The sequence below is a fragment of the Sinorhizobium medicae genome, assembly GCF_007827695.1.
Lineage (GTDB): Bacteria > Pseudomonadota > Alphaproteobacteria > Rhizobiales > Rhizobiaceae > Sinorhizobium > Sinorhizobium medicae.
The window spans coordinates 59,852-81,461 of record NZ_VITA01000016.1 but is presented as its reverse complement, the minus strand read 5'-3'; the positions used below and the strand labels follow the sequence as shown (position 1 = coordinate 81,461).

The 21,610-nt window shown below is 61.8% G+C and carries 16 protein-coding genes; 15 read left to right on the top strand and 1 reads right to left on the bottom strand.

The window, feature by feature from the left end; genetic code table 11:
- The first annotated feature begins 108 nt into the window (after nucleotides 1-108).
- From FB009_RS23855 to FB009_RS23845, 3 genes are all read left to right on the top strand, one after another.
- Nucleotides 109-1,563 (top strand): cobyric acid synthase, encoded by a 1,455-nt coding sequence (locus tag FB009_RS23855; RefSeq protein WP_011975903.1) that lies wholly within the window; start codon nucleotides 109-111, stop codon nucleotides 1,561-1,563.
- A gap of 91 nt (nucleotides 1,564-1,654) precedes the next feature.
- The gene (locus FB009_RS23850; RefSeq protein ID WP_011975902.1) at nucleotides 1,655-2,470 is read left to right on the top strand and encodes an alpha/beta fold hydrolase; all 816 of its coding nucleotides are present in this window, start codon (nucleotides 1,655-1,657) and stop codon (nucleotides 2,468-2,470) included.
- 224 nt (nucleotides 2,471-2,694) lie between these two features.
- Nucleotides 2,695-4,872: a CHASE2 domain-containing protein gene (locus FB009_RS23845; protein ID WP_011975901.1), complete on the top strand. Its 2,178-nt coding sequence runs from the start codon at nucleotides 2,695-2,697 to the stop codon at nucleotides 4,870-4,872.
- A gap of 27 nt (nucleotides 4,873-4,899) precedes the next feature.
- On the opposite strand, the gene FB009_RS23840 is transcribed toward FB009_RS23845, so the two are convergent.
- The gene (locus tag FB009_RS23840) at nucleotides 4,900-5,784 is read right to left on the bottom strand and encodes a FecR family protein (protein ID WP_024311617.1); all 885 of its coding nucleotides are present in this window, start codon (nucleotides 5,782-5,784) and stop codon (nucleotides 4,900-4,902) included.
- Between the two features lie 763 nt (nucleotides 5,785-6,547).
- Here FB009_RS23840 and cobU point away from each other — a divergent pair.
- The 12 genes from cobU to FB009_RS23775 all read left to right on the top strand — a co-directional run bounded on the left by cobU (nucleotide 6,548) and on the right by FB009_RS23775 (nucleotide 21,588).
- Nucleotides 6,548-7,075, top strand: coding sequence for a bifunctional adenosylcobinamide kinase/adenosylcobinamide-phosphate guanylyltransferase (cobU, locus tag FB009_RS23835; protein ID WP_011975899.1), 528 nt, complete (start codon nucleotides 6,548-6,550; stop codon nucleotides 7,073-7,075).
- A 3-nt stretch (nucleotides 7,076-7,078) separates the two neighbouring features.
- Complete coding sequence (cobW, locus tag FB009_RS23830) at nucleotides 7,079-8,143, top strand: cobalamin biosynthesis protein CobW (RefSeq protein ID WP_011975898.1); 1,065 nt, start codon at nucleotides 7,079-7,081, stop codon at nucleotides 8,141-8,143.
- A 39-nt stretch (nucleotides 8,144-8,182) separates the two neighbouring features.
- Complete coding sequence (gene cobN, locus FB009_RS23825) at nucleotides 8,183-12,004, top strand: cobaltochelatase subunit CobN (protein WP_127581350.1); 3,822 nt, start codon at nucleotides 8,183-8,185, stop codon at nucleotides 12,002-12,004.
- A gap of 10 nt (nucleotides 12,005-12,014) precedes the next feature.
- The gene (gene cobO, locus FB009_RS23820; RefSeq protein WP_011975896.1) at nucleotides 12,015-12,659 is read left to right on the top strand and encodes a cob(I)yrinic acid a,c-diamide adenosyltransferase; all 645 of its coding nucleotides are present in this window, start codon (nucleotides 12,015-12,017) and stop codon (nucleotides 12,657-12,659) included.
- Nucleotides 12,659-13,084 carry an EamA family transporter gene (locus FB009_RS23815; protein ID WP_011975895.1) on the top strand — a complete coding sequence of 142 codons (426 nt, stop codon included), beginning with the start codon at nucleotides 12,659-12,661 and terminating at the stop codon, nucleotides 13,082-13,084. Before cobO ends, FB009_RS23815 begins: the two co-directional genes overlap by 1 nt.
- 495 nt (nucleotides 13,085-13,579) lie before the next feature.
- The gene (locus FB009_RS23805) at nucleotides 13,580-14,746 is read left to right on the top strand and encodes a transporter substrate-binding domain-containing protein (protein WP_011975893.1); all 1,167 of its coding nucleotides are present in this window, start codon (nucleotides 13,580-13,582) and stop codon (nucleotides 14,744-14,746) included.
- Nucleotides 14,743-15,357, top strand: a complete 615-nt coding sequence (locus FB009_RS23800; RefSeq protein ID WP_011975892.1) for an ANTAR domain-containing response regulator — start codon at nucleotides 14,743-14,745, stop codon at nucleotides 15,355-15,357. Before FB009_RS23805 ends, FB009_RS23800 begins: the two co-directional genes overlap by 4 nt.
- Complete coding sequence (locus FB009_RS23795; RefSeq protein ID WP_024311615.1) at nucleotides 15,338-16,234, top strand: ABC transporter permease; 897 nt, start codon at nucleotides 15,338-15,340, stop codon at nucleotides 16,232-16,234. The genes FB009_RS23800 and FB009_RS23795 overlap by 20 nt, the downstream gene beginning before the upstream one ends.
- A complete protein-coding gene (locus FB009_RS23790) occupies nucleotides 16,234-17,154 on the top strand; it encodes an ABC transporter permease (protein ID WP_011975890.1) in 921 nt (306 codons plus the stop codon). Before FB009_RS23795 ends, FB009_RS23790 begins: the two co-directional genes overlap by 1 nt.
- A gap of 40 nt (nucleotides 17,155-17,194) precedes the next feature.
- Entirely contained in the window at nucleotides 17,195-18,811 is a 1,617-nt protein-coding gene (locus FB009_RS23785) for an ABC transporter substrate-binding protein (protein ID WP_011975889.1), read from the top strand.
- Nucleotides 18,801-19,745: an acetamidase/formamidase family protein gene (locus FB009_RS23780; protein ID WP_011975888.1), complete on the top strand. Its 945-nt coding sequence runs from the start codon at nucleotides 18,801-18,803 to the stop codon at nucleotides 19,743-19,745. The genes FB009_RS23785 and FB009_RS23780 overlap by 11 nt, the downstream gene beginning before the upstream one ends.
- A 67-nt stretch (nucleotides 19,746-19,812) precedes the next feature.
- Complete coding sequence (locus FB009_RS23775) at nucleotides 19,813-21,588, top strand: ABC transporter ATP-binding protein (RefSeq protein ID WP_024311613.1); 1,776 nt, start codon at nucleotides 19,813-19,815, stop codon at nucleotides 21,586-21,588.
- The last annotated feature ends 22 nt before the right edge of the window (nucleotides 21,589-21,610 follow it).

Sequence of the window (21,610 nt, the reverse complement as noted above, 5' to 3'; positions counted from 1 at the left end):
CGCTTGAAGAAGGTCGGAAACGAGCCGTGATCGCCAGTGCCGCATTGGTGGCGGAAACGCGTCGGTACAGAGCTTTGCGGCACTCGGTTTCGATGCTACGGGGGAGGCATGACACGGAAGATCATGCTGCAGGGAACCGGCTCGGATGTCGGAAAATCGGTACTTGTCGCGGGCCTTTGCAGGCTCGCTTCAAACCGGGGGCTCAGCGTAAAGCCCTTCAAGCCCCAGAACATGTCGAACAACGCCGCCGTTTCCGACGACGGCGGCGAAATCGGCCGTGCGCAATGGCTCCAGGCGCTTGCCGCGCGCGTGCCGTCCTCCGTTCACATGAACCCCGTGCTGCTCAAACCGCAATCGGACGTGGGCAGCCAGGTCGTCGTCCAGGGAAGGGTGGCGGGGCAGGCCAGGGGGAAGGAATACCAGGCTCTGAAGCCGGGTCTCCTCGGTTCCGTCATGGAGAGTTTCGAGCTGGTCTCTGCCGGTGCCGATCTCGTCATTGTCGAGGGGGCGGGCTCACCCGCCGAGATCAATCTGCGCGCGGGCGACATCGCCAATATGGGGTTTGCGACCCGTGCCGGCGTGCCTGTCGTTCTGGTCGGAGATATCGATCGTGGCGGCGTAATCGCGTCTCTGGTCGGTACGCATGCGATCCTGTCGGATGAGGATCGGCGAATGGTCACCGGCTATTTGATCAACAAGTTCCGCGGCGACGTGACGCTGTTCGACGACGGCATAGCATCGATCCGTACCTTTACCGGCTGGCCCTGTTTCGGGGTCGTGCCGTGGCTTAAGAGCGCGGGGCGGCTGCCTGCCGAAGACTCCGTCGTGCTCGAGAGACTGGCGCGGGGCGGTGGCAAGGCGCTGAAGGTCGCCGTGCCCGTTCTGTCCCGAATCGCAAATTTCGACGACCTCGACCCTTTGGCCGCAGAACCGGATGTGGAGATCGTCTTTGTCCGGCCGGGTACGCCGCTTCCCGACGACGCGGCCCTGGTCGTGATACCCGGTTCCAAATCCACCATCGCCGATCTCGAAGACTTCCGCAGGCAGGGCTGGGACCGGGACCTTGATCGGCACATCCGGCGCGGTGGCCGGGTCATCGGAATCTGCGGCGGCTACCAGATGCTCGGAACACGAGTCATCGACCCGCTCGGTATCGAAGGCGGCAAGCGAGAGATCGAAGGCTTGGGGCTGCTTTCTGTCGAGACGGAGATGGCGCCCGAAAAAACCGTGCGCAACAGCCGTGCCTGGTCGCGGGAATACGGCGTGTTACTCGAAGGTTACGAGATCCATCTCGGCAGAACGGCAGGGATCGACTGCGGTCGTGCTCCGGTTGAGATCGACGGTCGTCGTGATGGAGCGATGTCGGCGGACGGCCGCGTCATGGGAACCTATCTCCACGGACTTTTCGGAAGCGACCCCTACAGGGCCGAACTGCTCAGGAGCTTCGGAATCGAAGGCGGCGGAGGCAATTACCGCCAGTCGGTGGATGCGGCTCTCGACGAGATCGCCGCAGAACTCGACGCGGTACTCGACCGGGTGTGGCTCGAGACATTGCTGGGTTAGCGCCGAAGGCAAGGCGCCCGCCTGTTCGGAGCCTCCCGGTGGGGCACCCTTGGCGCTGTCGGCACAGCGCCTACACGAAGGAAGGTTTGAAATGCATTATTGCGACGACGATCTTCGGCGTTTCGAAGCGGAGGGGGCGGCGGCTCTGCCTCCTGCCGCGGAACAGGGCTTTGTCGAGCACGATGGCGCCCGAATATGGTTTTCGATATACGGCGCCGGAACACCGGTGCTCCTCCTGCACGGCGGCCTCGGCCACAGCGGCAACTGGGGCTATCAGCTTGCGCCGCTTCTCGAGGCGGGCCACCGCGTCGTGCTTGTCGACAGTCGCGGACATGGGCGCAGTACGCGCGATAAGCGGCCTTACAGCTATGAATTGATGGCATCCGATGTGCTTGCGGTCATGGACAGGCTGCAGCTCCACAACGCGGCGTTGGTAGGCTGGAGCGACGGGGCATGCATCAGCCTCGTTCTTGCAAGGCAGGCTCCCGCGCGGATTGCCGGCGTCTTTTTCTTCGCCTGCAACATGGACCCGAGCGGCACAAAGGCGTTCGAGGCGACACCCGTCATCGACCGTTGCTTCGCCCGCCACCGGAAGGACTACGCCGAATTATCGGCCACGCCGGATGATTTCGATGACTTTGTCGCGGACGTCGGCGAGATGATGCGGACGCAACCCGATTATTCGGCAGCCGATCTTTCCGCGATCCGCGTGCCTGTCGCGATCGTGCATGCAGAGAAGGACGAGTTCATAAAAATGGAGCACGCCGAGTATCTCGCCCGGAGCATTCCCTCGGCCGAACTGATTCCGCTTCAAGGCGTCAGCCACTTTGCTCCGCTGCAGAGACCGGAAGTGTTCAATGGTGCCATGCTTGCGTTCCTGGAGCGAATACGTCCCGCGGGTAGTTAGAGCATTTCCGCTTTTTTCCGAATCGCGGAAACTCTCTAATCCTTTACTTTGCCGCAAATCCGGACGGAAAACCGCTACGCACTTTTCCTGGAATTGTTTTTAAGGCGCTCAACCCCTCCTAATGTTCTCCGTTGCATACGCCCTGCGAAAAATGCAGCATGGCTTCGGGGCAGGACGGTTTTTTCGCCGCTATGGCGACGGCGTCCGGCGCGAAGGGCGCTGCCATGACACGCACGCAGCTATTTGGGGTCATCGTCGGCCTTGTGATCGTGGCGGCGCTTACGACCCTGCGTGCAAGCGACCCACCACTTCTGCGGCTCGCCCGCGACCTCACCTTCGATGAATATCAACGCCTGGCGCCGCGCAGCTTCGAGAACGTTCCCGTTCGCGTCGTCGACATCGACGAGGCATCGCTCTCAGAGTTCGGCCAGTGGCCGTGGCCGCGCGATCGCATTGCGGCCTTGGTGGACAGGCTCTCGGAACTGGGTGCGGCGGTCATTGCCTTTGACATCCTGTTCTCCGAACCCGACCGTCTGTCGCCACGCAGCGTCATGCGCGATGTCGCCGGCGTCGATCCCGATCTCCTCGGGCTACTGCCGGACAATGACGAGATATTTGCCCGGTCCATCGCCGACCGGCCCGTCGTCCTCGGCTTCGGCCTTTCAAATGCAGGAGACTACCGGCCACCGGTGAAAGCCGGTTTCGCCTTCACCGGTGAAAGCCCGTTCGATGCCCCGCCGCGACTGACGGCCGCGACGCCTTTGAGGTCGCAACTCGAAACCAGTGCTGCCGGATTAGGACATATCAGTCTCAATCCCGGGAGCCGGTCCGCGGTCGTGCGCGCCGTCCCGCTGCTGTTGAGTGATGGCGGCCAGCTCTATCCGAACCTGGCGATTGAAGCGCTCCGCGTTGCCCAAGGGGTCTCCACATACGTTATTGCCGGTGCTCCGGACATACCCGACACAATCACACTGATAAAGGTTGGGGCGTTCGTCGTGCCGGTCACGGCAACCGGTGAGCTCTGGCTTTATGTCAGTCCCGACCGTGCTGAAAGATATGTCTCGGCCGGCCAGGTGCTGGCGCCCGCCGGCGCCTCCTCTGAAACGCGGGCGGCCATCGAAGGCAGCATTGTCTTTGTGGGCACGTCGGCAGCGGGCCTTCAGGATATTCGGACCACCGCGCTTGGGCACAACGTGCCCGGCGTGTCGCTGCACGCGCAGACCGTCGAACAGGTTCTGTCCGGCCGGTTTCTCTCACGGCCGGATTGGGCAGACGGGCTGGAGATACTCGCCATTGCCGTGGCCGGAATTCTGCTCGTCCTGCTGACCACCTTCGTCAGCCCAGCCGTCGCGCTTGGATGCGGCCTCATGATAACGGCGCTGGCCCTCGTGGCCTCCTGGTCCGCCTTTCTCTATGGGGGCTTGTTACTCGACCCCCTGGCGCCCATTCTCGCCGGATCGATCACCCATTTTGCGGCAACGGCCTATCGTTTCCTGGTCATCGACCGGGAGCGGCGCGTGGTGCGGCGCGCCTTTGGGCAATACTTGTCGCCGTCGCTACTCTATCGAATCGAGCATACGCAAGACGCCCTGCGTCTTGGCGGTGACGATCGGGAATTGACCATCATGTTCGTCGACGTGCGCAATTTTACGGAGATGAGCGAGCGCCTCACGCCGGGAGAGGTGGTCCGGTTCCTCAATACGCTTCTCGATGCGTTGAGCCGCCACGTGATCGCGAACGAGGGCACGCTGGACAAGTTTATCGGCGATTCGATCATGGCATTCTGGAACGCGCCTGTTGACGTCGCCGATCACACGGGCAAAGCCGTCCGCGCCGCCCTGGCCATGCGCGAAACGCTCGCTCGTCTGAATGAGAGCGATGCGTTCGGTTTCGGCAGCAAGCAAACGGTGGCCATCGGCGTGGGCATTCATACCGGGGTTGCCTGCGTCGGCAACATGGGAGCGGAGATGCACTTCAACTATTCCGCGGTTGGTGACGCGGTCAATGTCGCTGCTCGGATCGAGGCCGCCTGCAAGGATGTAGGCTTCGACATTCTGATATCCGATACGGCGGCAAAAGCGGCCGGCAGATGCGCCTTGCTCGAGGCAGGGTCGCTGGGGTTGAAAGGCAAGAGCACGCGAACACAGGTCTTTGCCGTCGTGGGTGACGAGCGGGTGGCCGCATCGCCCGAGTTTTCAGAGCTGCAGCACCTTCATGAGCAGTTGATCGGATCTCTGCGATTGAGATTTCGTCCGCGTCGCGAAATCGTGAATGCGGCGAAGCTAAAGGCGTCGGCTCTATGTGGTGGATTGTCGGATTTCTACCGCCGGATCACGCGCCGGGCGGAACATTTCGCAGGTGAACAAATGGCCGTCGAGAACGAGGGCAGGTCGGCTGAATAGCCCGCATGAGGAGGGGTCTCCTCCCGTTCAGCCGCGGCCCTTCTTCGTACCGGTATCCAGTTGGCCTTTCTTGCCGGTGTCCTGCCCCTTTTTCCCCGAATCTTGTCCCTTCTTTCCCTTGTCGAGACCTCGTTTACCGGGCTCGTTGCTGCGCGTCTTGCCCGGGCGCGCCTTCTGCGGGGTTGCTCTTTCCGGCGGGCGTGCCCGGTGCGGAGCTGTCGGCTTGATCTCGATTGCCGCAGAAATTCCGCAACTGCCGCTCATGCTCCCGAAGGAGGCGGACAGTTTTTGATCGCCTGAAAGGAAGGGAAGGGCTTTACGGTTGCCGAGCGTCGAAAGCGTGCTGCGCCCGGCTCTATGCGTGTCCGTCATGGTGCCGTCGCGTTTTGCGATCACGCAATCGCAGCGGCGCGTGAGTTGCTGACACCCCGCCGGGCCGCAGAATCGGGCCGCCCCCTCCAAAAGAACAATCGCTGTCGTTCCATCCTTGCCGATGTAGAAATCGAAAACGGTTCCGCGTACGCCGATCGTTCCGGCCGGCGTCAGGATCTGATAGGCCGAGTGCTTCGAATTCCCGCTGATCCATCGGAACGTTCCCTTGGCAGCGGCGACGGTCAGTTTCTGTACGGTTTTTGCGTCGTCGAAGACGAAGTTGTCGATGACGACGGAAGAGCCGGCTCCCACTGCCAATTTACTGCCGTCGCGGAACACGAATTGACCGAGGCCCGATCTGGACGTGCTTATTCGCTCATCACGATGAACGGCGTCCCGCTCCGCGAGCGGTCCACCGCTGCCGGTGACCGAGGTCCTGATTCGGACCGCCTCTCCAACTGGTTCGGCCGCAATTGTCGGTGTGGAACCGTAAAGCGCTGCCCCCAACGCAGCGACTGCGACACGACGCAAGTCAAACATCGCACCCTCCACGATGATCCTCTGCGGCCAATGAAAGCCGCGATCATGAGCGTGAATGAGAATGACCGTATCGACACGATGTCGGCGGACCCCAAGCGTGATTATTACCATGATGTGGGCGGAACCGTCTGCCTACCCGTTCGGAGTAGCCGAAAGCGCGCTTCTGCCGTAATCGGCGGACGCGCTGTCGCAGGCCGTCGATTGACTTTGCCGCCAACGCTTCATAATTAACGCAGCATGGATGGTTCCCTCGTGCCGAGGTGGGGCGAGGGAGTAAATGGGAATGTGACGGGGCGGACCCATGCCGGGCGCCCTTATCGCAGCCGACCCCGCGACTGTAGAACGGTCAGGGTTCGCCATCGGGGATTTTGCCGGTTTCGAGGCGCTGCATGGGGCAGTTTCGTCGAACCTCGGCAGGATACCGGAAAAGCCACTGGCGTGGCATCGCGATCAGCCGGGCAGGACGCCTCTTCTTCTACGAATCGTCCGCCTTTCGCGATGCCGCAGACGCCGGGAAGGCGAGGCGAACCGTTCGGTCTTCTGCGCATCGTTTTCCGGACCGGATCGGTCCGTCGGAAACGTGCGGACGAGGACCGTGGCGCCGTGAGCCAGGAGACCTGCCATCCGTCAGGGTATTCCGCCCGAGGGGAGATGCTCCCCAATGCCAGCACGGAGGTTGTCGTGGCTCATAGATTTCTGATCGAACGCGCTTATTGCGCGCGCTTTTGCTTTTGCCTCCGTACCCAGAGTTGAGGCGAGCAGCATGGCCACTTCCTCCGTCGGCCCCACCCTCGTGTTGGGCGGCGCTCGCTCCGGCAAATCCAGTTTCGCAGAAAAGCGCGTCGAGACCTTCGGGTTGCCGATGCATTACCTTGCGACGGGCCGGGCTTTTGACCAGGAGATGCGGGAACGCATCGTCCTTCATCAGGCTGCACGGCAGGGCAAGGGCTGGACCACCCATGAGGAACCGCTCGAGCTCGTGGGACTGCTTCGCCGAATCAATGATCCCGGGCGTGCTGTCCTCATCGACTGCCTGACCCTGTGGGTGACCAACCTGATGATGGAGGAGCGCGACATGGACGCTGAATTCGCAGCGCTCGCCGCCTTCCTGCCCGAGGCACGCTCGCGCCTCGTGTTCGTTTCAAATGAGGTCGGTCTCGGAATTGTCCCGGACAATCGGATGGCGCGCGACTTTCGCGATCACTCCGGCCGGCTCCACCAGATCGTGGCGGAGAAATCCGCAGAAGTTTACTTTGTCGCGGCCGGACTGCCGCTGAAAATGAAGGGTTGATCCATGACACTCGCGAAGTCTCAGCAGGGCAAGATTCCCGCTACCGTCATCACCGGGTTTCTCGGTGCCGGCAAGACGACGATGATCCGCAATCTGCTGCAGAATGCCGACGGCAAGCGCATCGCGCTGATCATCAACGAGTTCGGCGACCTAGGCGTCGACGGCGACGTGTTGAAGGGTTGCGGAGCTGAAGCCTGCACGGAGGATGATATCATCGAGCTGACCAATGGCTGCATTTGCTGCACTGTTGCCGACGACTTCATTCCGACCATGACGAAGCTGCTCGAAAGAGAGAACCGTCCGGACCATATCATCATCGAGACCTCGGGCCTGGCGCTGCCGCAGCCGCTCGTCGCGGCATTCAACTGGCCGGACATCCGCAGCGAGGTAACGGTCGACGGCGTCGTTACCGTCGTCGATAGCGCCGCCGTTGCCGCGGGCCGCTTCGCAGACGATCATGACAAGGTGGACGCACTCCGCGCAGGCGATGAAAATCTCGATCATGAGAGCCCGCTCGAAGAACTCTTCGAGGACCAGCTCACAGCTGCCGACCTCATCGTTCTCAACAAGACGGATCTCATCGATGCCGCGGGGTTGAAGTCGGTGCGCGATGAAGTGGCCTCACGCATCAACCGCAAGCCCACCATGATCGAGGCGAAGAACGGTGAGGTAGCAGCTGCCATCCTGCTCGGGCTCGGGGTGGGTACGGAGGGCGACATCGTCAACCGCAAGTCTCACCACGAGATGGAGCACGAGGCGGGCGAGGAGCATGATCACGACGAATTCGACAGCTTCGTCGTCGAACTGGGTGCCATAGCCGATCCTGCCGTTTTCGTGGAACGGCTCAGAAATGTGATCGCACAGCACGACGTGCTGCGCCTCAAGGGTTTCGTCGACGTTCCCGGCAAATCGATGCGCCTCCTGATACAGGCGGTGGGCAGCCGCATCGACCAGTATTTCGATCGCGCATGGGCTCCGGGCGAAACGCGCAGCACACGGCTGGTCGTCATAGGCCTGCATGACATGGATGAGCCTGCCCTGCGGGCGGCAATATCGGCACTTGTGTAAGGTGGTTTTGACCTTGCGCGCGGAAATCGAGGAGCATCCATGCATCTCCTCCTAGCCCAGAAAGGTACGATCGCCGACGGCAACGAGGCGATCGACCTCGGGCAGAGCCCGGGCGACATCGTGTTCCTCTCCGCGGCCGATACGGAGCTTGCCTCGGTCGCTGCTGCCCACCGCCAGCGCGCGGGCGCAAGAAGCCTGCGGATCGCCAGCTTGATGAATCTCATGCATCCGATGTCCGTCGACACTTATGTCGAGCGCACGGCGAGACATGCGAAACTGATCATCGTTCGGACGCTCGGCGGTGCAAGCTACTTCCGCTATATCGTGGAGGCGCTGTACGCCGCCGCGGTCACCAACAAGTTCCAGATTGCTGTCTTGCCGGGTGACGACAAGCGGGACCCCGGCCTCGATCCCTTTTCGACCGTGTCAGTGGAAGACCGTCAGCACCTTTGGGCCTATTTCAACGAAGGCGGCGCCGATAATGCCGCCCTTCTCCTCGATTATGCAGAGGCACTGATCGATGGCTGCGAGAAGCCGCAGCAGGCGCGGCCGCTGCTCAAGGCCGGTATCTGGTGGCCCGGCGCGGGGGTAATCGGCGTCGAGGAATGGGGGCGCCTGTCGGAACTGCGTCGGGGCGACAAAGATCCGGCGGACAGTCCGGAATCCGAACCGATGGTCGCCATCTGCTTCTACCGTGCTCTCGTGCAGAGCGGGGAGACGAAACCGGTGGAAGCGCTGATCGAGGCGCTTGCGGCCGAGGGTGTGCGGGCACTTCCTGTTTTCGTCTCCAGTCTCAAGGATCAGGTCTCGATCGGAACACTCGAAGCGATCTTCGCCGAGGCTGTGCCGGATGTCGTGATGAACGCAACCGGCTTTGCCGTCTCCGCTCCCGGCGCGGATCGCCGGCCGACCGTACTCGAAGCAAACGGCGCGCCGGTGCTGCAGGTGATCTTTTCCGGGTCGTCGCGGGAGGCCTGGGAAGCCTCGGCGCAAGGGTTGATGGCGCGCGATCTCGGCATGAACGTCGCCTTGCCGGAAGTCGATGGGCGCGTCCTCTCGCGCGCCGTATCGTTCAAGGCAGCGTCGATTTATGATCCGCTCGTCGAAGCGAACATCGTCGGCCACGAGCCGCTCGCAGACCGTGTCCGTTTTGCCGCGCGCCTTGCCTCGAACTGGGCTCGCCTGCGTCGAACACAACCTCAAAGGCGCCGGGTCGCCATCGTCATGGCCAATTATCCAAACCGCGACGGCCGGCTCGGCAACGGTGTTGGACTCGACACGCCAGCAGGGACAATCGAGGTGCTGAGGGCCATGGCGACAGAGGGTTACGCTGTCGGCGATGTGCCCGAAGACGGCGACGCCCTCATGCGTTTTCTGATGGCCGGGCCGACAAATGCCGCGAGCCGCGACCGTGAAGTTCGCGAAACGATTTCGCTGAGCCAATACAGAGACTTCTTAGGCACTCTTCCGAAAAAGATTCATCAGGAGATGACCGCGCGTTGGGGCGCGCCCGAGGGCGACCCGTTCTTCCTCGACGGCGTCTTCGCCCTGCCGCTCGCGCGCTTCGGCGAAGTGCTTGTCGGCATCCAGCCGGCGCGTGGCTACAATATAGATCCGAAGGAAACCTATCACGCTCCGGACCTTGTGCCGCCGCACGGCTACCTTGCTTTCTATGCCTATCTGCGCGCGGTTTTCGGCGCACATGCCATCGTTCACATGGGAAAACATGGCAATCTCGAATGGCTTCCCGGAAAGGCGCTGGCGCTTTCCCAGGATTGCTATCCCGAGGCGATTTTCGGTCCGACGCCGCATCTTTATCCCTTCATCGTCAATGATCCCGGAGAGGGCACGCAAGCCAAGCGGCGAACGAGTGCCGTCATCATCGACCATCTCACGCCACCTTTGACGCGGGCCGAGTCCTACGGACCGCTGAAGGACCTGGAGGCGCTGGTCGATGAGTATTACGAGGCTGCTGGCGGCGATCCGCGCCGGCTGAGGCTGCTGAGCCGGCAGATTCTCGACCTCGTACGAGATATCGGGCTTGATCACGACGCCGGCATCGACAAGGCTGACACTGAAAACCGGGCTCTCGAAAAGCTCGACGCCTATCTCTGCGACCTGAAGGAAATGCAGATCCGCGACGGGTTGCACGTTTTCGGCCTGGCGCCCAAGGGGCGGCTCCTGACCGATCTCACCGTCGCGCTCGCCCGAGTACCGCGGGGCATGGGTGAGGGTGGGGATCAGAGCCTGCAGCGTGCGATTGCGGCGGACCTGGGGTTGTATGCAGCGGCACTGCCACGCACCCAACCCTTCGACCCGCTGGATTGCGTCATGTCCGATCCTTGGACCGGTACGAGGCCCGATCTCCTCGCGACCCTCTCGGATGCGCCCTGGCGCACCGCCGGCGACACCGTCGAGCGTATCGAACTGCTTGCGGCGAAGCTCGTTTCAGGCGAAATCGCCTGCTCGATGGATTGGGCCAACACCCGAGCCGTACTTGACGAGGTCGAGATGCGCCTGAAGCCCTCGATCGAGCGTTCGGGCGAGGCGGAAATCAAGGGTCTTCTGACCGGTCTCGACGGCCGGTTCGTCGCCCCCGGTCCGTCCGGTGCGCCGACGCGCGGCCGGCCGGACGTGCTGCCGACGGGCCGCAATTTCTATTCGGTCGACAGCCGTTCCGTGCCGACGCCCGCGGCCTATGAGCTTGGCAAGAAATCGGCGGAATTGCTTATCCGCCGATATCTGCAGGATCATGGCGAGTGGCCATCTTCCTTCGGACTGACGGCCTGGGGCACTTCCAACATGCGCACGGGCGGCGACGACATCGCTCAGGCTTTGGCGCTGATCGGCGCCAAGCCCGTCTGGGACATGGCCTCGCGGCGGGTGACCGGATACGAGATCGTACCGCTCGCCATCCTCGGCCGCCCCCGCGTGGACGTCACCTTGCGAATTTCCGGCTTCTTCCGTGATGCTTTTCCGGAGCAGATCGCTCTCTTCGACAAAGCGGTCCGCGCCGTCGGGGCTCTCGACGAGGACGATGCCGACAATGTGATCGCCGCCCGCATGCGTGCCGAAGCGCGGCGATGGGAAGAGCGGGGCACCGACCCAAAAGAGGCTCAACGCCGTGCCTCCTATCGTGTCTTTGGTTCGAAGCCCGGCGCTTACGGCGCGGGCCTGCAAGCGCTTGTCGACGAGAAGGGCTGGCAAACGCGCGGCGATCTTGCAGAGGCTTACCTCACCTGGGGCGGCTATGCCTACGGTGCCGGCGAGGATGGAAAGGCGGAGCGTGGCATTTTCGAGGATCGCCTGCGCTCGATAGAGGCTGTTGTCCAGAACCAGGACAACCGCGAGCACGATCTGCTCGACAGCGACGACTATTACCAGTTCGAGGGCGGCATGAGCGCGGCGGCGGAGCATCTCGCCGGCCAGCGTCCGGCCATCTACCACAACGACCATTCGCGCCCGGAAAAGCCCGTCATCCGCTCGCTAGAGGAGGAGATCGGCCGCGTCGTGCGTGGCCGTGTCGTCAATCCGAAATGGATCGACGGCGTGATGCGGCACGGCTACAAGGGCGCCTTCGAAATCGCCGCGACGGTCGATTACATGTTCGCCTTCGCTGCGACCACAGGCGCGGTGCGCGATCATCACTTCGAGGCCGCCTATCGAGCCTATATCGCCGACGAGAAGGTTCTCGGGTTTCTTCGCGAGAAGAACCCGGCCGCGCTTTCGGAAATGTCCGAGCGGCTGCTGGAGGCTATCGATAGAGGACTGTGGAACCCGCGCTCCAATTCGGCGCGATTCGAACTGAACAGCCTTTCCGGCCGCGCGGCTACTGACCGCCTTCTGGCCGGAAATCAATAGGGAGGACAACATGAGCGAGGAAATCGCGAATACCGGCGAACCGACTGCCGAAAAGGACGAAGCGCGTCATGCCTTGAAGATGGCGAAGAAGAAGACCGCCCGTGACAAGATCATGGCCACGAAGACGGACGAAAAAGGTTTGATCATCGTCCACACCGGCAAGGGCAAGGGCAAATCGACCGCGGGCTTCGGCATGATCTTTCGCCACATCGCCCACGGCATGCCCTGTGCCGTCGTTCAGTTCATCAAGGGCGCCATGCACACCGGCGAGCGCGACCTGATCGAGAAACACTTCGGCGACATCTGCCAGTTCTACACGCTCGGCGAGGGCTTCACTTGGGAAACGCAGGACCGCGCACGCGACATCGCCATGGCGGCCAAGGCCTGGGAGAAAGCCAAGGAACTCATCCGCGACGAGCGCAACTCCATGGTCCTCCTCGACGAAATCAACATCGCCCTGCGCTATGACTACATCGACGTCGCCGAGGTCGTTCGCTTTCTCAAGGAGGAGAAGCCGCACATGACGCATGTGGTCCTGACAGGCCGTAACGCCAAGGAGGACCTGATTGAGATTGCAGATCTTGTGACGGAGATGGAATTGGTGAAGCATCCATTCCGCTCGGGTATCAAGGGCCAGAAGGGCGTCGAATTCTGATGACGCAGAGCTGGCAGTTCTGGGCGCTGCTGTCCGCGGCCTTCGCAGCGCTGACTGCCATCTTCGCCAAAGTCGGTGTCGCCAATGTCAACTCCGATTTCGCGACGCTGATCCGGACGGGTGTCATTCTTGTTGTGGTCGTCGGCATCGTTGCCGCGACCGGACAATGGCAGCGCCCGACGGAGATTTCCGGGCGGACCTGGCTCTTCCTTGGCCTATCCGGTCTTGCGACAGGGGCCTCCTGGCTTGCCTATTTTCGCGCGTTGAAGCTCGGCGATGCCGCTCGCGTCGCACCGATCGACAAGCTGTCGATCGTGTTGGTTGCACTGTTCGGCGTGCTTTTTCTCGGCGAGAAACTCAACCTGATGAACTGGCTCGGTGTGGGCCTGATCGCGGCTGGCGCTCTGCTGCTGGCGGTATTCTGATAGTTCTGCACAACGGTCACCGCGGACTTCCGGTTAGGCTGTCGGTATCAGACAGCCCGGCGTATTGGCCGGCGTGTTGGCCGGCGTATTGGATTGACGACCTGAATTCCGGCGCAGTCCTTTTCGTTATCCGTCACCACCTTGCATTCATTCGCACCGGCGACTGCGGCGATAGTCATGAGCGCGCTGGGTGGCTGGCCCGCCGCTTTCACCTCCGCCATCAGCCGCGCCAAGATCAGCCCCGCCTATCGTCGAGGAGAGGGCCGCCCGGAGAACCACTTCTGGAGTGCGTCGCGCAGAGCTGTCCACGACAAATCTCCACCTTATTTCCTGTAATACAGCCGGTCCGGTGGGCACATCCCAGGCGGAAATCTGTCCATCCGTATTGACAAGCCGTATCCTAACGTTAGGCTTGGCTGAAATTACGTATCGGCATCTGGGCCTCGAAGAGAAACTCTGTTTCTCGGCGGGGCCTTTTTGCTTTTCGAGGGGCGGATGGCAGGCAAAATTTCCTTTCCGGTGGGGGTACTGTTCTCGGGAAGCGGCAGCTACGCGCAGCCTGCGAGGCAGGGCTTTCGCGGCGCCATGACGGCGATTGCGCATATCAATGCATCCCGGCGTTTTCCATTCAATCTGCAGGCACATCATTTCGATCCCGCGGGCGAGGCGGACCGCTATGCATCGCTTTGCAGGCAGCTGATCCGCGAGCGTGATGTCCGCCACGTGGTGGGCTGCACCACGTCCTGGAGCCGCAAGGAAGCGATTCCGGTGGTCGAGAAACTCGACGCGCTGCTCTGGTATCCATGCGTCTACGAAGGCTTCGAGGTTTCCGAAAACCTTATCTACGTTGCCGCCTGTGCCAACCAGCACTTGGTGCCGCTTCTCGACTATATCGCGCCGCGCTTCGGCAGCAGAGCGATGCTTGTGGGCGCGAACTATATCTGGGGCTGGGAGAACAACCGGATCGCACGCGACATTCTCCACCGCTCGGGTGGCGAGGTCCTGGGCGAGCGCTTTGTGTCGATCGGAGACACGGATATCGACCACCTCATCGATGAAGTGCGTGAGAAGAGACCGGACTTCATCCTGAACAATCTGATTGGCCCGTCCTCCTATGCCTTCCTGCGCGCATACCAGGCGCTCGGTGAAGCCGATGATCGCTTCCGCCCGGAAAAATGCCCGATCATCAGTTGCAACCTCTATGAGGGCGAGATCACCGGGCTCGGACACGCCGCGGCGGGGCATTTCACGGTCAGTTGCTATTTCCGCACGCTCCAGTCGCCGGAAAACGACTCCTTCCTGAAGACGCTTGCGGCCCTGGATCCCGGTGCCATTGTCGATGCTTTCTACGCGCAGGCATTCAGCGCCGTGGTGATGATAGCCGAGGCGATCATGCGTTGCGGCAGCGACGATGCGGATCTCGTGCGCGGCGCCCTGCGCGGCCAGTCTGTCGACACGCCTTTGGGCGCAATCAGCGTCGACCGATGGACCAACCATGTGGAGTTGCCGGCCCATATCGGCCGCGCGCGTGCGGACGGCAGTTTCGAAATCGTCAAGCGCTCACATGAAGCCATCGCGCCGGATCCTTTTCTGACATCCACGCCGCTCGTCCGCCCACTTGGGCGGGATGAAGTGCGGCCTGAACTGAGGGTGGTGAAATGAGTTCTGTTCATGTCACCCCGAATTTCGACGGCTGGCGGATGCTCATCCTGCACCGGCCTCACCGGAACGTAGACGCGCTCTTCGCGCAATGCGCCCGTATCGGGGCTGCGGCGGAGCAGGCCTGGCCGACCTTTCCCGAGGCTCGATCTGCCGAGGAGTTCGACGTCCTCCTGATCGATGCGGATATGGGGCATGACGAGCAGTTTCCCTGGCGACCGGGGGAGGCGCCTCTGCCGCTCATCGCGCTGATCGGCTCGGAGGCACCCGGCCGTATTGCCTGGACCATCGCGCAAGGGGCCGACGCCCAGCTTCTGAAGCCGATCGGGAGCGCCGGACTTTACAGTGCTCTGATGGTCGCGAGTTACAGTTTCGCCCGCCGCCGCGCGCTCGATCGCAATGTCGCCGCGCTGAAGGAGCGCCTCGCGAGGCGCCAGGAACTCGCACAGGCGACCGCGCTGCTGATGCTTCGCAAAAATTGCGGGGCGAATGAAGCCTACCAGCATCTGCGTCTGACCGCGATGACACGACGCTGCAGCATCGAGGACGTCGCTGCAGCCATCGTTGAGGAATTCGCTAACCACGGATTGAAGAATGCCGACAATGGTCGCTGAAACGGCGCGCAGTAAAGATAATAGGACACCGGGCGTGTTGGCGCGTCTCCTGCGGAGGCCGCTCGCGATCATCGGCTTTGCAATCATCGTCGTGGTGGTAAGCGCAGCAGCGCTTGCGCCATGGATAGTGCCATATGACCCGCACGAGCAGTTCTTCGAGGGCCTGACCATCGAAGGCGCGCCGCTGCCGCCCAATAGCCAATTCTGGCTGGGTACCGATCTTGTCGGACGCGATCTGCTGAGCCGCCTGATATACGGTGCGCGTACCTCGCTCATCATCGGCGTGGTCGCCAATGGCATTGCCGTTCTCATCGGCTCGCTCGTCGGCATTGCAGCCGGCTATTTTCGGGGCTGGGTGGACACCGTGCTGATGCGCTTCACCGATCTGATGATGGCTTTCCCGGCGCTTCTCCTCGCCATCGTTCTGGCCGCCATCTTCACCCCCAGCCTGTGGATCGTGGCGATGGTCATCGCCATGGTGAACTGGGTGCAGATCGCCCGCGTCGTCTATACGGAAACCCGCTCGATTGCCGAGCGCGATTTCGTCACGGCGGAGCGCGCTCTGGGGGCCGGTGCCGGGCGAATTCTCTTCCGTCACATCCTGCCGCATCTCCTGTCCACTATCATCGTCTGGGCGACGCTCGGTATCGCGACGACAGTACTTCTGGAGGCGACGCTTTCTTTCCTCGGCATCGGCGTGCAGCCGCCCATTCCCTCCTGGGGCAACATCATCTTCGAAAACCAGACCTATTTCACCTCGGCACCCTGGCTGGTGTTCATACCGGGTGCCGCGATCCTCGCGCTTGCGCTCGCCTTCAATCTGGTCGGTGATGCGCTGCGCGATGTTCTCGATCCGACGCAGCAGGGGAGGCATTGATGATGGCCTATATTGCGCGGCGACTGCTTCAGACGGTCGTCATCCTGCTCGGCATCAGCTTTGTCACCTTCATTCTGCTGTACCTGATCCCGGCCGATCCGGCGAGGCAGATCGCCGGCCGCAGTGCAACGGCCCAGACCGTGGAGAACATCCGCGAACAGCTCGGGCTCAATCTGCCCTTCTACGAACAGTATATGCGTTATGTCGGGGGCCTCGTGCAGGGCGATTTCGGCCGATCCTATCTGCAGAAGACCGAAGTTTCGACTTTGATCGCATCGCGCCTTCCGGCAAGTCTCCTGCTGATGGCCGGAGCCATTACCTGTGAACTGATCTTCGGGCTGACGATGGGCATCGTTGCAGCACTTCGGCGCGGCTCACGCACCGACGATACGCTGATGATCGCGTCATTTGTCGGTGTATCGGCGCCGCAGTTCGTGGTCGGAATCCTGCTCCTCTACGTTTTCGCCGTGAAGCTCGGCTGGTTTCCGATCGGCGGCTACGGCACCTTCGCCCATCTGGTCTTGCCCTCCCTCACGCTCGGTTTTCTGGGGGCCGGCTGGTATTCGCGCATGATGCGTTCGTCGCTGATCGAAGTGATGCGTCAGGATTTCATCCGTACGGCGCGCGCAACCGGCAACGGTCGCGCCAAGGTCCTGTTCCGGCACGCAATGCCCAACGCGATCCTTCCTGTCATCGCGATGATCGGCATCGATATCGGCCTGTTCATGTCAGGTATCGTGGTGGTGGAAAGCGTCTTCGGCTGGCCCGGGATCGGCCAGCTGGCCTGGCAGGCGATCCAGCGGGTGGACATCCCGATCATCATGGGCGTCACGCTCGTCTCGGCGTTCGCGATCGTGCTCGGCAATCTGCTCGCCGACCTCATCACGCCGCTTATCGACCCGCGCATCAAGCTGCGCTGACGCGGGAAGAACAAACTGCAGCAACAGAAAGGAACTTCAGATGAGGAACTTGTTACTGGCCGGCGTCTGCGCCGCCGCACTGATGGGAAATCCCGCATTCGCCGACGACATCAAGCAGGGTGGCGAAATGACCGTCACCTATAAGGACGATGTTTCGACACTCGATCCGGCGATCGGCTACGACTGGCAGAACTGGTCGATGATCAAGTCGCTGTTCGACGGCCTGATGGATTATGTCCCGGGCACGACCGAGTTGCGTCCCGATCTTGCCGAAGCCTATGAAATCTCCGGGGACGGCAAAATCTTCACGTTCAAGCTGCGCCAGGGCGTCAAGTTTCACAATGGTCGTGAGCTGACTGCCGAGGACGTGAAATATTCGATTGAGCGCGTGGTGAATCCGACGACCCAGAGCCCGGGTGCCGGGTTCTTCTCATCGATCAAAGGCTTCGAAGATGTCTCGGCCGGAAAGGGGGGTGATCTGTCCGGCATCGCCGTGCAGGATCCGCACACAATCAGGTTCGAACTGAGCCGGCCGGACGCCACCTTCCTCCACGTCATGGCGCTCAACTTTGCCCATGTCGTGCCAAAGGAAGAGGTCGAGAAACACGGTGCGGATTTCGGGAAAAATCCCGTCGGTTCCGGAGCGTTCAAGCTTGCCGAGTGGACGCTTGGGCAACGCCTGGTGTTCGAACGCTTCGCCGACTACTGGAACGAAGGGCTTCCGAAGCTTGACCGCATTACCTTCGAGGTCGGCCAGGAGCCCGTTGTCGCGCTCCTTCGCCTGCAGAACGGCGAAATCGACGTGCCCGGAGACGGCATTCCGCCGGCGAAGTTCGTCGAGGTGACCAAAGATCCTAATTTCAAGGAGCTGATCATTCAGGGCGGTCAGTTGCACACCGGCTATGTGACGATGAACGTCAAGATGGCCCCCTTCGACAAGGTCGAGGTGCGCAAGGCTGTGAACATGGCCATCAACAAGGATCGCATCCTGCGCATCATCAACGGTCGCGCAGTCGCCGCCAATCAGCCGCTGCCGCCCTCGATGCCGGGATATGCCAAGGATTATAAAGGATATGCCTATGATCCCGAGGGCGCCAAGAAGCTGCTCGAACAGGCCGGCCTGGGCGACGGGTTCTCGACCGAACTCTATGTCATGAACACCGACCCTCAGCCGCGTATCGCCCAGGCCATCCAGCAGGACCTGAAGGCGATCGGCATCACGGCATCGATAAAGTCGCTGGCACAGGCCAATGTCATCGCGGCGGGCGGCGAGGAGAACCAGGCGCCGATGGTCTGGTCGGGCGGCATGGCATGGATTGCCGACTTCCCGGATCCCTCGAATTTCTACGGCCCCATTCTGGGGTGCGGCGGTGCCGTGCCGGGAGGCTGGAACTGGTCCTGGTACTGCAATGAGGAGCTCGACAAGAAGGCAGCCGAAGCCGATGCCATCGTAGACCCGGCAAAGGCCGCCGAGCGCGAGGCCATGTGGCGCGACATCTATGTGAAGATCATGGAGGACGCACCCTGGGCACCGATCTTCAACGAGGAGCGCTTTACCATTCGCTCGGAGCGTATCGGCGGCGACGACAAGCTGTTCGTCGATCCGGTCCACATTCCCGTTCACTACGATCAGGTATATGCAAAAGATGTGCAGTAACTGCGACTACACCATCCATGGACGCCATCACCACTACGGCTGGGATCGTTCGATCCCGCCGGCGGAGACCGTGGCGTCCGGATCGAGGCTCGAGTTCAACTGCCTCGATTCAGGCTCCGGCCATTTTACTGCCGGCAGCACGGTGGCCGATGTCTCGACGGTGGATTTCACGAAGGTCAATCCGGTCACCGGCCCCATCTATGTCGATGGAGCCATGCCGGGTGACGCCCTGAAGGTCACCATCGAGCATTTCAAGCCAAGCGGTTTTGGCTGGACCGCCAACATTCCCGGCTTCGGGCTCCTCGCCGACCAATTTGAGGAGCCGGCGCTGGCCCTTTGGAAATATGATCCGGATACCCTTGCTCCGGCTGCCTTTGGCGAGTTCGGCCGGGTTCCGCTGAAGCCGTTCGCCGGCACGATCGGGCTTGCCCCGGCGGAGCCGGGGCTGCATTCCGTCGTTCCGCCGCGGCGTGTGGGAGGCAATCTCGACATTCGCGACCTTGCGGCGGGAACGACCCTGTACCTGCCCGTCGAGGTCGAAGGCGCCTTGTTCTCCATCGGCGATACGCATGCGGCACAGGGTGATGGCGAAGTCTGCGGAACCGCCATCGAGAGCGCCATGGATGTGGTCGTGAAGCTGGATGTGGTCAAGGGCGCGAATCTTCACATGCCGCGCTTTACCACACCCGGACCGGTCACGCGGCATCTCGATGCCGAAGGCTATGAAGTTACGACGGGTATCGGAAGCGATCTGATGGAAGGTGCGCGTGCAGCCGTATCCGGCATGATTGACCTTCTCTGTGCGACACACGGCATGAAACCGGAAGATGCCTATATGCTCTGCTCGGTCTGCGGTGATCTGCGCATCAGCGAGATCGTCGACCAGCCGAACTGGGTCGTATCCTTCTATTTTCCGCGCGTCGTGTTCGCGTGACGAAACCGGTCCTGCCCCGGTTGGAGGGGCAGGACGTTCTTCGATGACATTGCCAAGGCTTTGCCCGATGACTCTCCCTCTGCTTTCCGTGAACGACCTGAGCGTCCAGGTGGCCACGCCGACCGGGCCGAAGGTCGTCGTGGAGCGGCTGTCCTTCGATCTGCTTCCAGGCAAGACGCTTTGCCTTGCAGGTGAGAGCGGATCTGGAAAATCGATGACGGCCCTGTCGCTGATGCAACTGCTGCCGAAGCCGACGGCGCGAATCGCGGACGGCTCGGCCATTCTCGATGGTGACGACATACTCGCTCTTCCCGAAGCACGCATGCGGCAGGTTCGCGGGCGCAAGATCGGGATGATCTTTCAGGAGCCCATGACCTCGCTCAACCCCGTGATGACCGTCGGTGCGCAACTGGTCGGAGCGATCACCGCCCACGGCAGCCGAGGCCGGCGCGCTTCGCATGCGCGCGCCGTCGAACTCCTGGACCAGGTCCAGATTCCGGAACCGGAGCGCCGGCTCGGCCAGTATCCGCACGAGCTTTCCGGTGGCTTGCGTCAGCGTATCGTCATCGCGATGGCGCTCGCGCAGAACCCGCGCATTCTGATCGCGGATGAACCGACGACTGCGCTCGACGTAACGGTTCAGGCCCAGATCCTGGCGCTTATCCGCAAGCTGCAGGCCGATCACGGAATTTCGGTGATCATGATCACCCATGACATGGGCGTGGTCGCGGAGATGGCCGACGAGGTGCTGGTGATGAAGCATGGCCGAACTGTCGAGCATGCAACCACCAAGGATCTTTTCGCGCGTCCTGAGGATGCGTATACGAAGGAGCTTCTTTCGGCCGTGCCGCGTCTCGGCGAAATGGCAGGGTCGGAGATACCCAAGCGCGCTGCGGGAAGGGCGGTCGCCGGATCTTCGAGCGACGCCGAGCAGCCGATGCTCGAGGTCAAAAACCTGACGGTCCGTTTCGACATCAAGGGCGGCATTCTACAGCGCCCGGTCAAGCGCCTTCACGCGGTGGAGGGCATCTCATTCGATGTGCTGAAGGGGGAGACGCTGTCTCTTGTCGGAGAATCCGGCTGTGGCAAGTCGACGACCGGAAAGGCTCTGTTGAACCTTTTGCCATGGGCGGGGGAGATACGCGTCAACGGACGCTCCACCCGCGGCTTACGGGGGAGCACGATGCGGCCCATCCTTCGAGACGTCCAGATGATCTTCCAGGATCCTTACGCATCCCTTGATCCGCGCATGCGGGTTGGCGATCTGGTGGCGGAGCCTCTGGCAATCCATGGGCTGGCAACCGGCAGCGCATTGCGTGACCGGGTGGAATATCTCTTAAAGCGGGTTGGATTATCGCCTGAGCAGATGAAGCGTTACCCGCATGAGTTTTCCGGCGGGCAACGGCAGCGCATCTGCATTGCTCGGGCTTTGTCGCTGTCACCGAAGCTCATCGTCGCAGATGAATCCGTTGCGGCACTCGACGTGTCGATCCAGGCTCAGGTGCTCGATCTCCTGCAGGACATCCAGGACGAGACAGGCATCTCCTACCTGTTCATTTCTCACGACATGGCGGTCGTCGAGCAGATCAGCCATCGGGTAGCGGTCATGTATATGGGCCGGTTCGTCGAAATGGGGACGCGGCGACAGATATTCGAGAATCCGCAGCATCCCTATACGAAGAAACTGATGGCTGCGGTCCCCGTGGCCGATCCGACGAGACCACGTCGGGATTTCGTACCAAAAGCGGAAGACCTGCCAAGTCCCGTGCGCCCACTGGACTATACGCCATCCTTCCCGCCGGCATCGGATCTGGGCGGCGGGCATCTCGTCTGGAACGTTTGAAACGAGTGCCATTTCAGCCGGT

Excerpts from the sequence above, each read along its gene's own strand:
- FB009_RS23805 (WP_011975893.1), top strand. The coding sequence starts at position 13,580 with ATGGCAGGCAAAATTTCCTTTCCGGTGGGGGTACTGTTCTCGGGAAGC.
- FB009_RS23800 (WP_011975892.1), top strand. The coding sequence starts at position 14,743 with ATGAGTTCTGTTCATGTCACCCCGAATTTCGACGGCTGGCGGATGCTC.
- FB009_RS23840 (WP_024311617.1), bottom strand. The coding sequence starts at position 5,784 with ATGTTTGACTTGCGTCGTGTCGCAGTCGCTGCGTTGGGGGCAGCGCTT.
- cobO (WP_011975896.1), top strand. The coding sequence starts at position 12,015 with ATGAGCGAGGAAATCGCGAATACCGGCGAACCGACTGCCGAAAAGGAC.
- FB009_RS23785 (WP_011975889.1), top strand. The coding sequence starts at position 17,195 with ATGAGGAACTTGTTACTGGCCGGCGTCTGCGCCGCCGCACTGATGGGA.
- FB009_RS23815 (WP_011975895.1), top strand. The coding sequence starts at position 12,659 with ATGACGCAGAGCTGGCAGTTCTGGGCGCTGCTGTCCGCGGCCTTCGCA.
- FB009_RS23795 (WP_024311615.1), top strand. The coding sequence starts at position 15,338 with ATGCCGACAATGGTCGCTGAAACGGCGCGCAGTAAAGATAATAGGACA.
- FB009_RS23780 (WP_011975888.1), top strand. The coding sequence starts at position 18,801 with ATGTGCAGTAACTGCGACTACACCATCCATGGACGCCATCACCACTAC.
- FB009_RS23790 (WP_011975890.1), top strand. The coding sequence starts at position 16,234 with ATGATGGCCTATATTGCGCGGCGACTGCTTCAGACGGTCGTCATCCTG.
- cobU (WP_011975899.1), top strand. The coding sequence starts at position 6,548 with ATGGCCACTTCCTCCGTCGGCCCCACCCTCGTGTTGGGCGGCGCTCGC.
- FB009_RS23845 (WP_011975901.1), top strand. The coding sequence starts at position 2,695 with ATGACACGCACGCAGCTATTTGGGGTCATCGTCGGCCTTGTGATCGTG.
- cobN (WP_127581350.1), top strand. The coding sequence starts at position 8,183 with ATGCATCTCCTCCTAGCCCAGAAAGGTACGATCGCCGACGGCAACGAG.
- cobW (WP_011975898.1), top strand. The coding sequence starts at position 7,079 with ATGACACTCGCGAAGTCTCAGCAGGGCAAGATTCCCGCTACCGTCATC.
- FB009_RS23855 (WP_011975903.1), top strand. The coding sequence starts at position 109 with ATGACACGGAAGATCATGCTGCAGGGAACCGGCTCGGATGTCGGAAAA.
- FB009_RS23775 (WP_024311613.1), top strand. The coding sequence starts at position 19,813 with ATGACTCTCCCTCTGCTTTCCGTGAACGACCTGAGCGTCCAGGTGGCC.
- FB009_RS23850 (WP_011975902.1), top strand. The coding sequence starts at position 1,655 with ATGCATTATTGCGACGACGATCTTCGGCGTTTCGAAGCGGAGGGGGCG.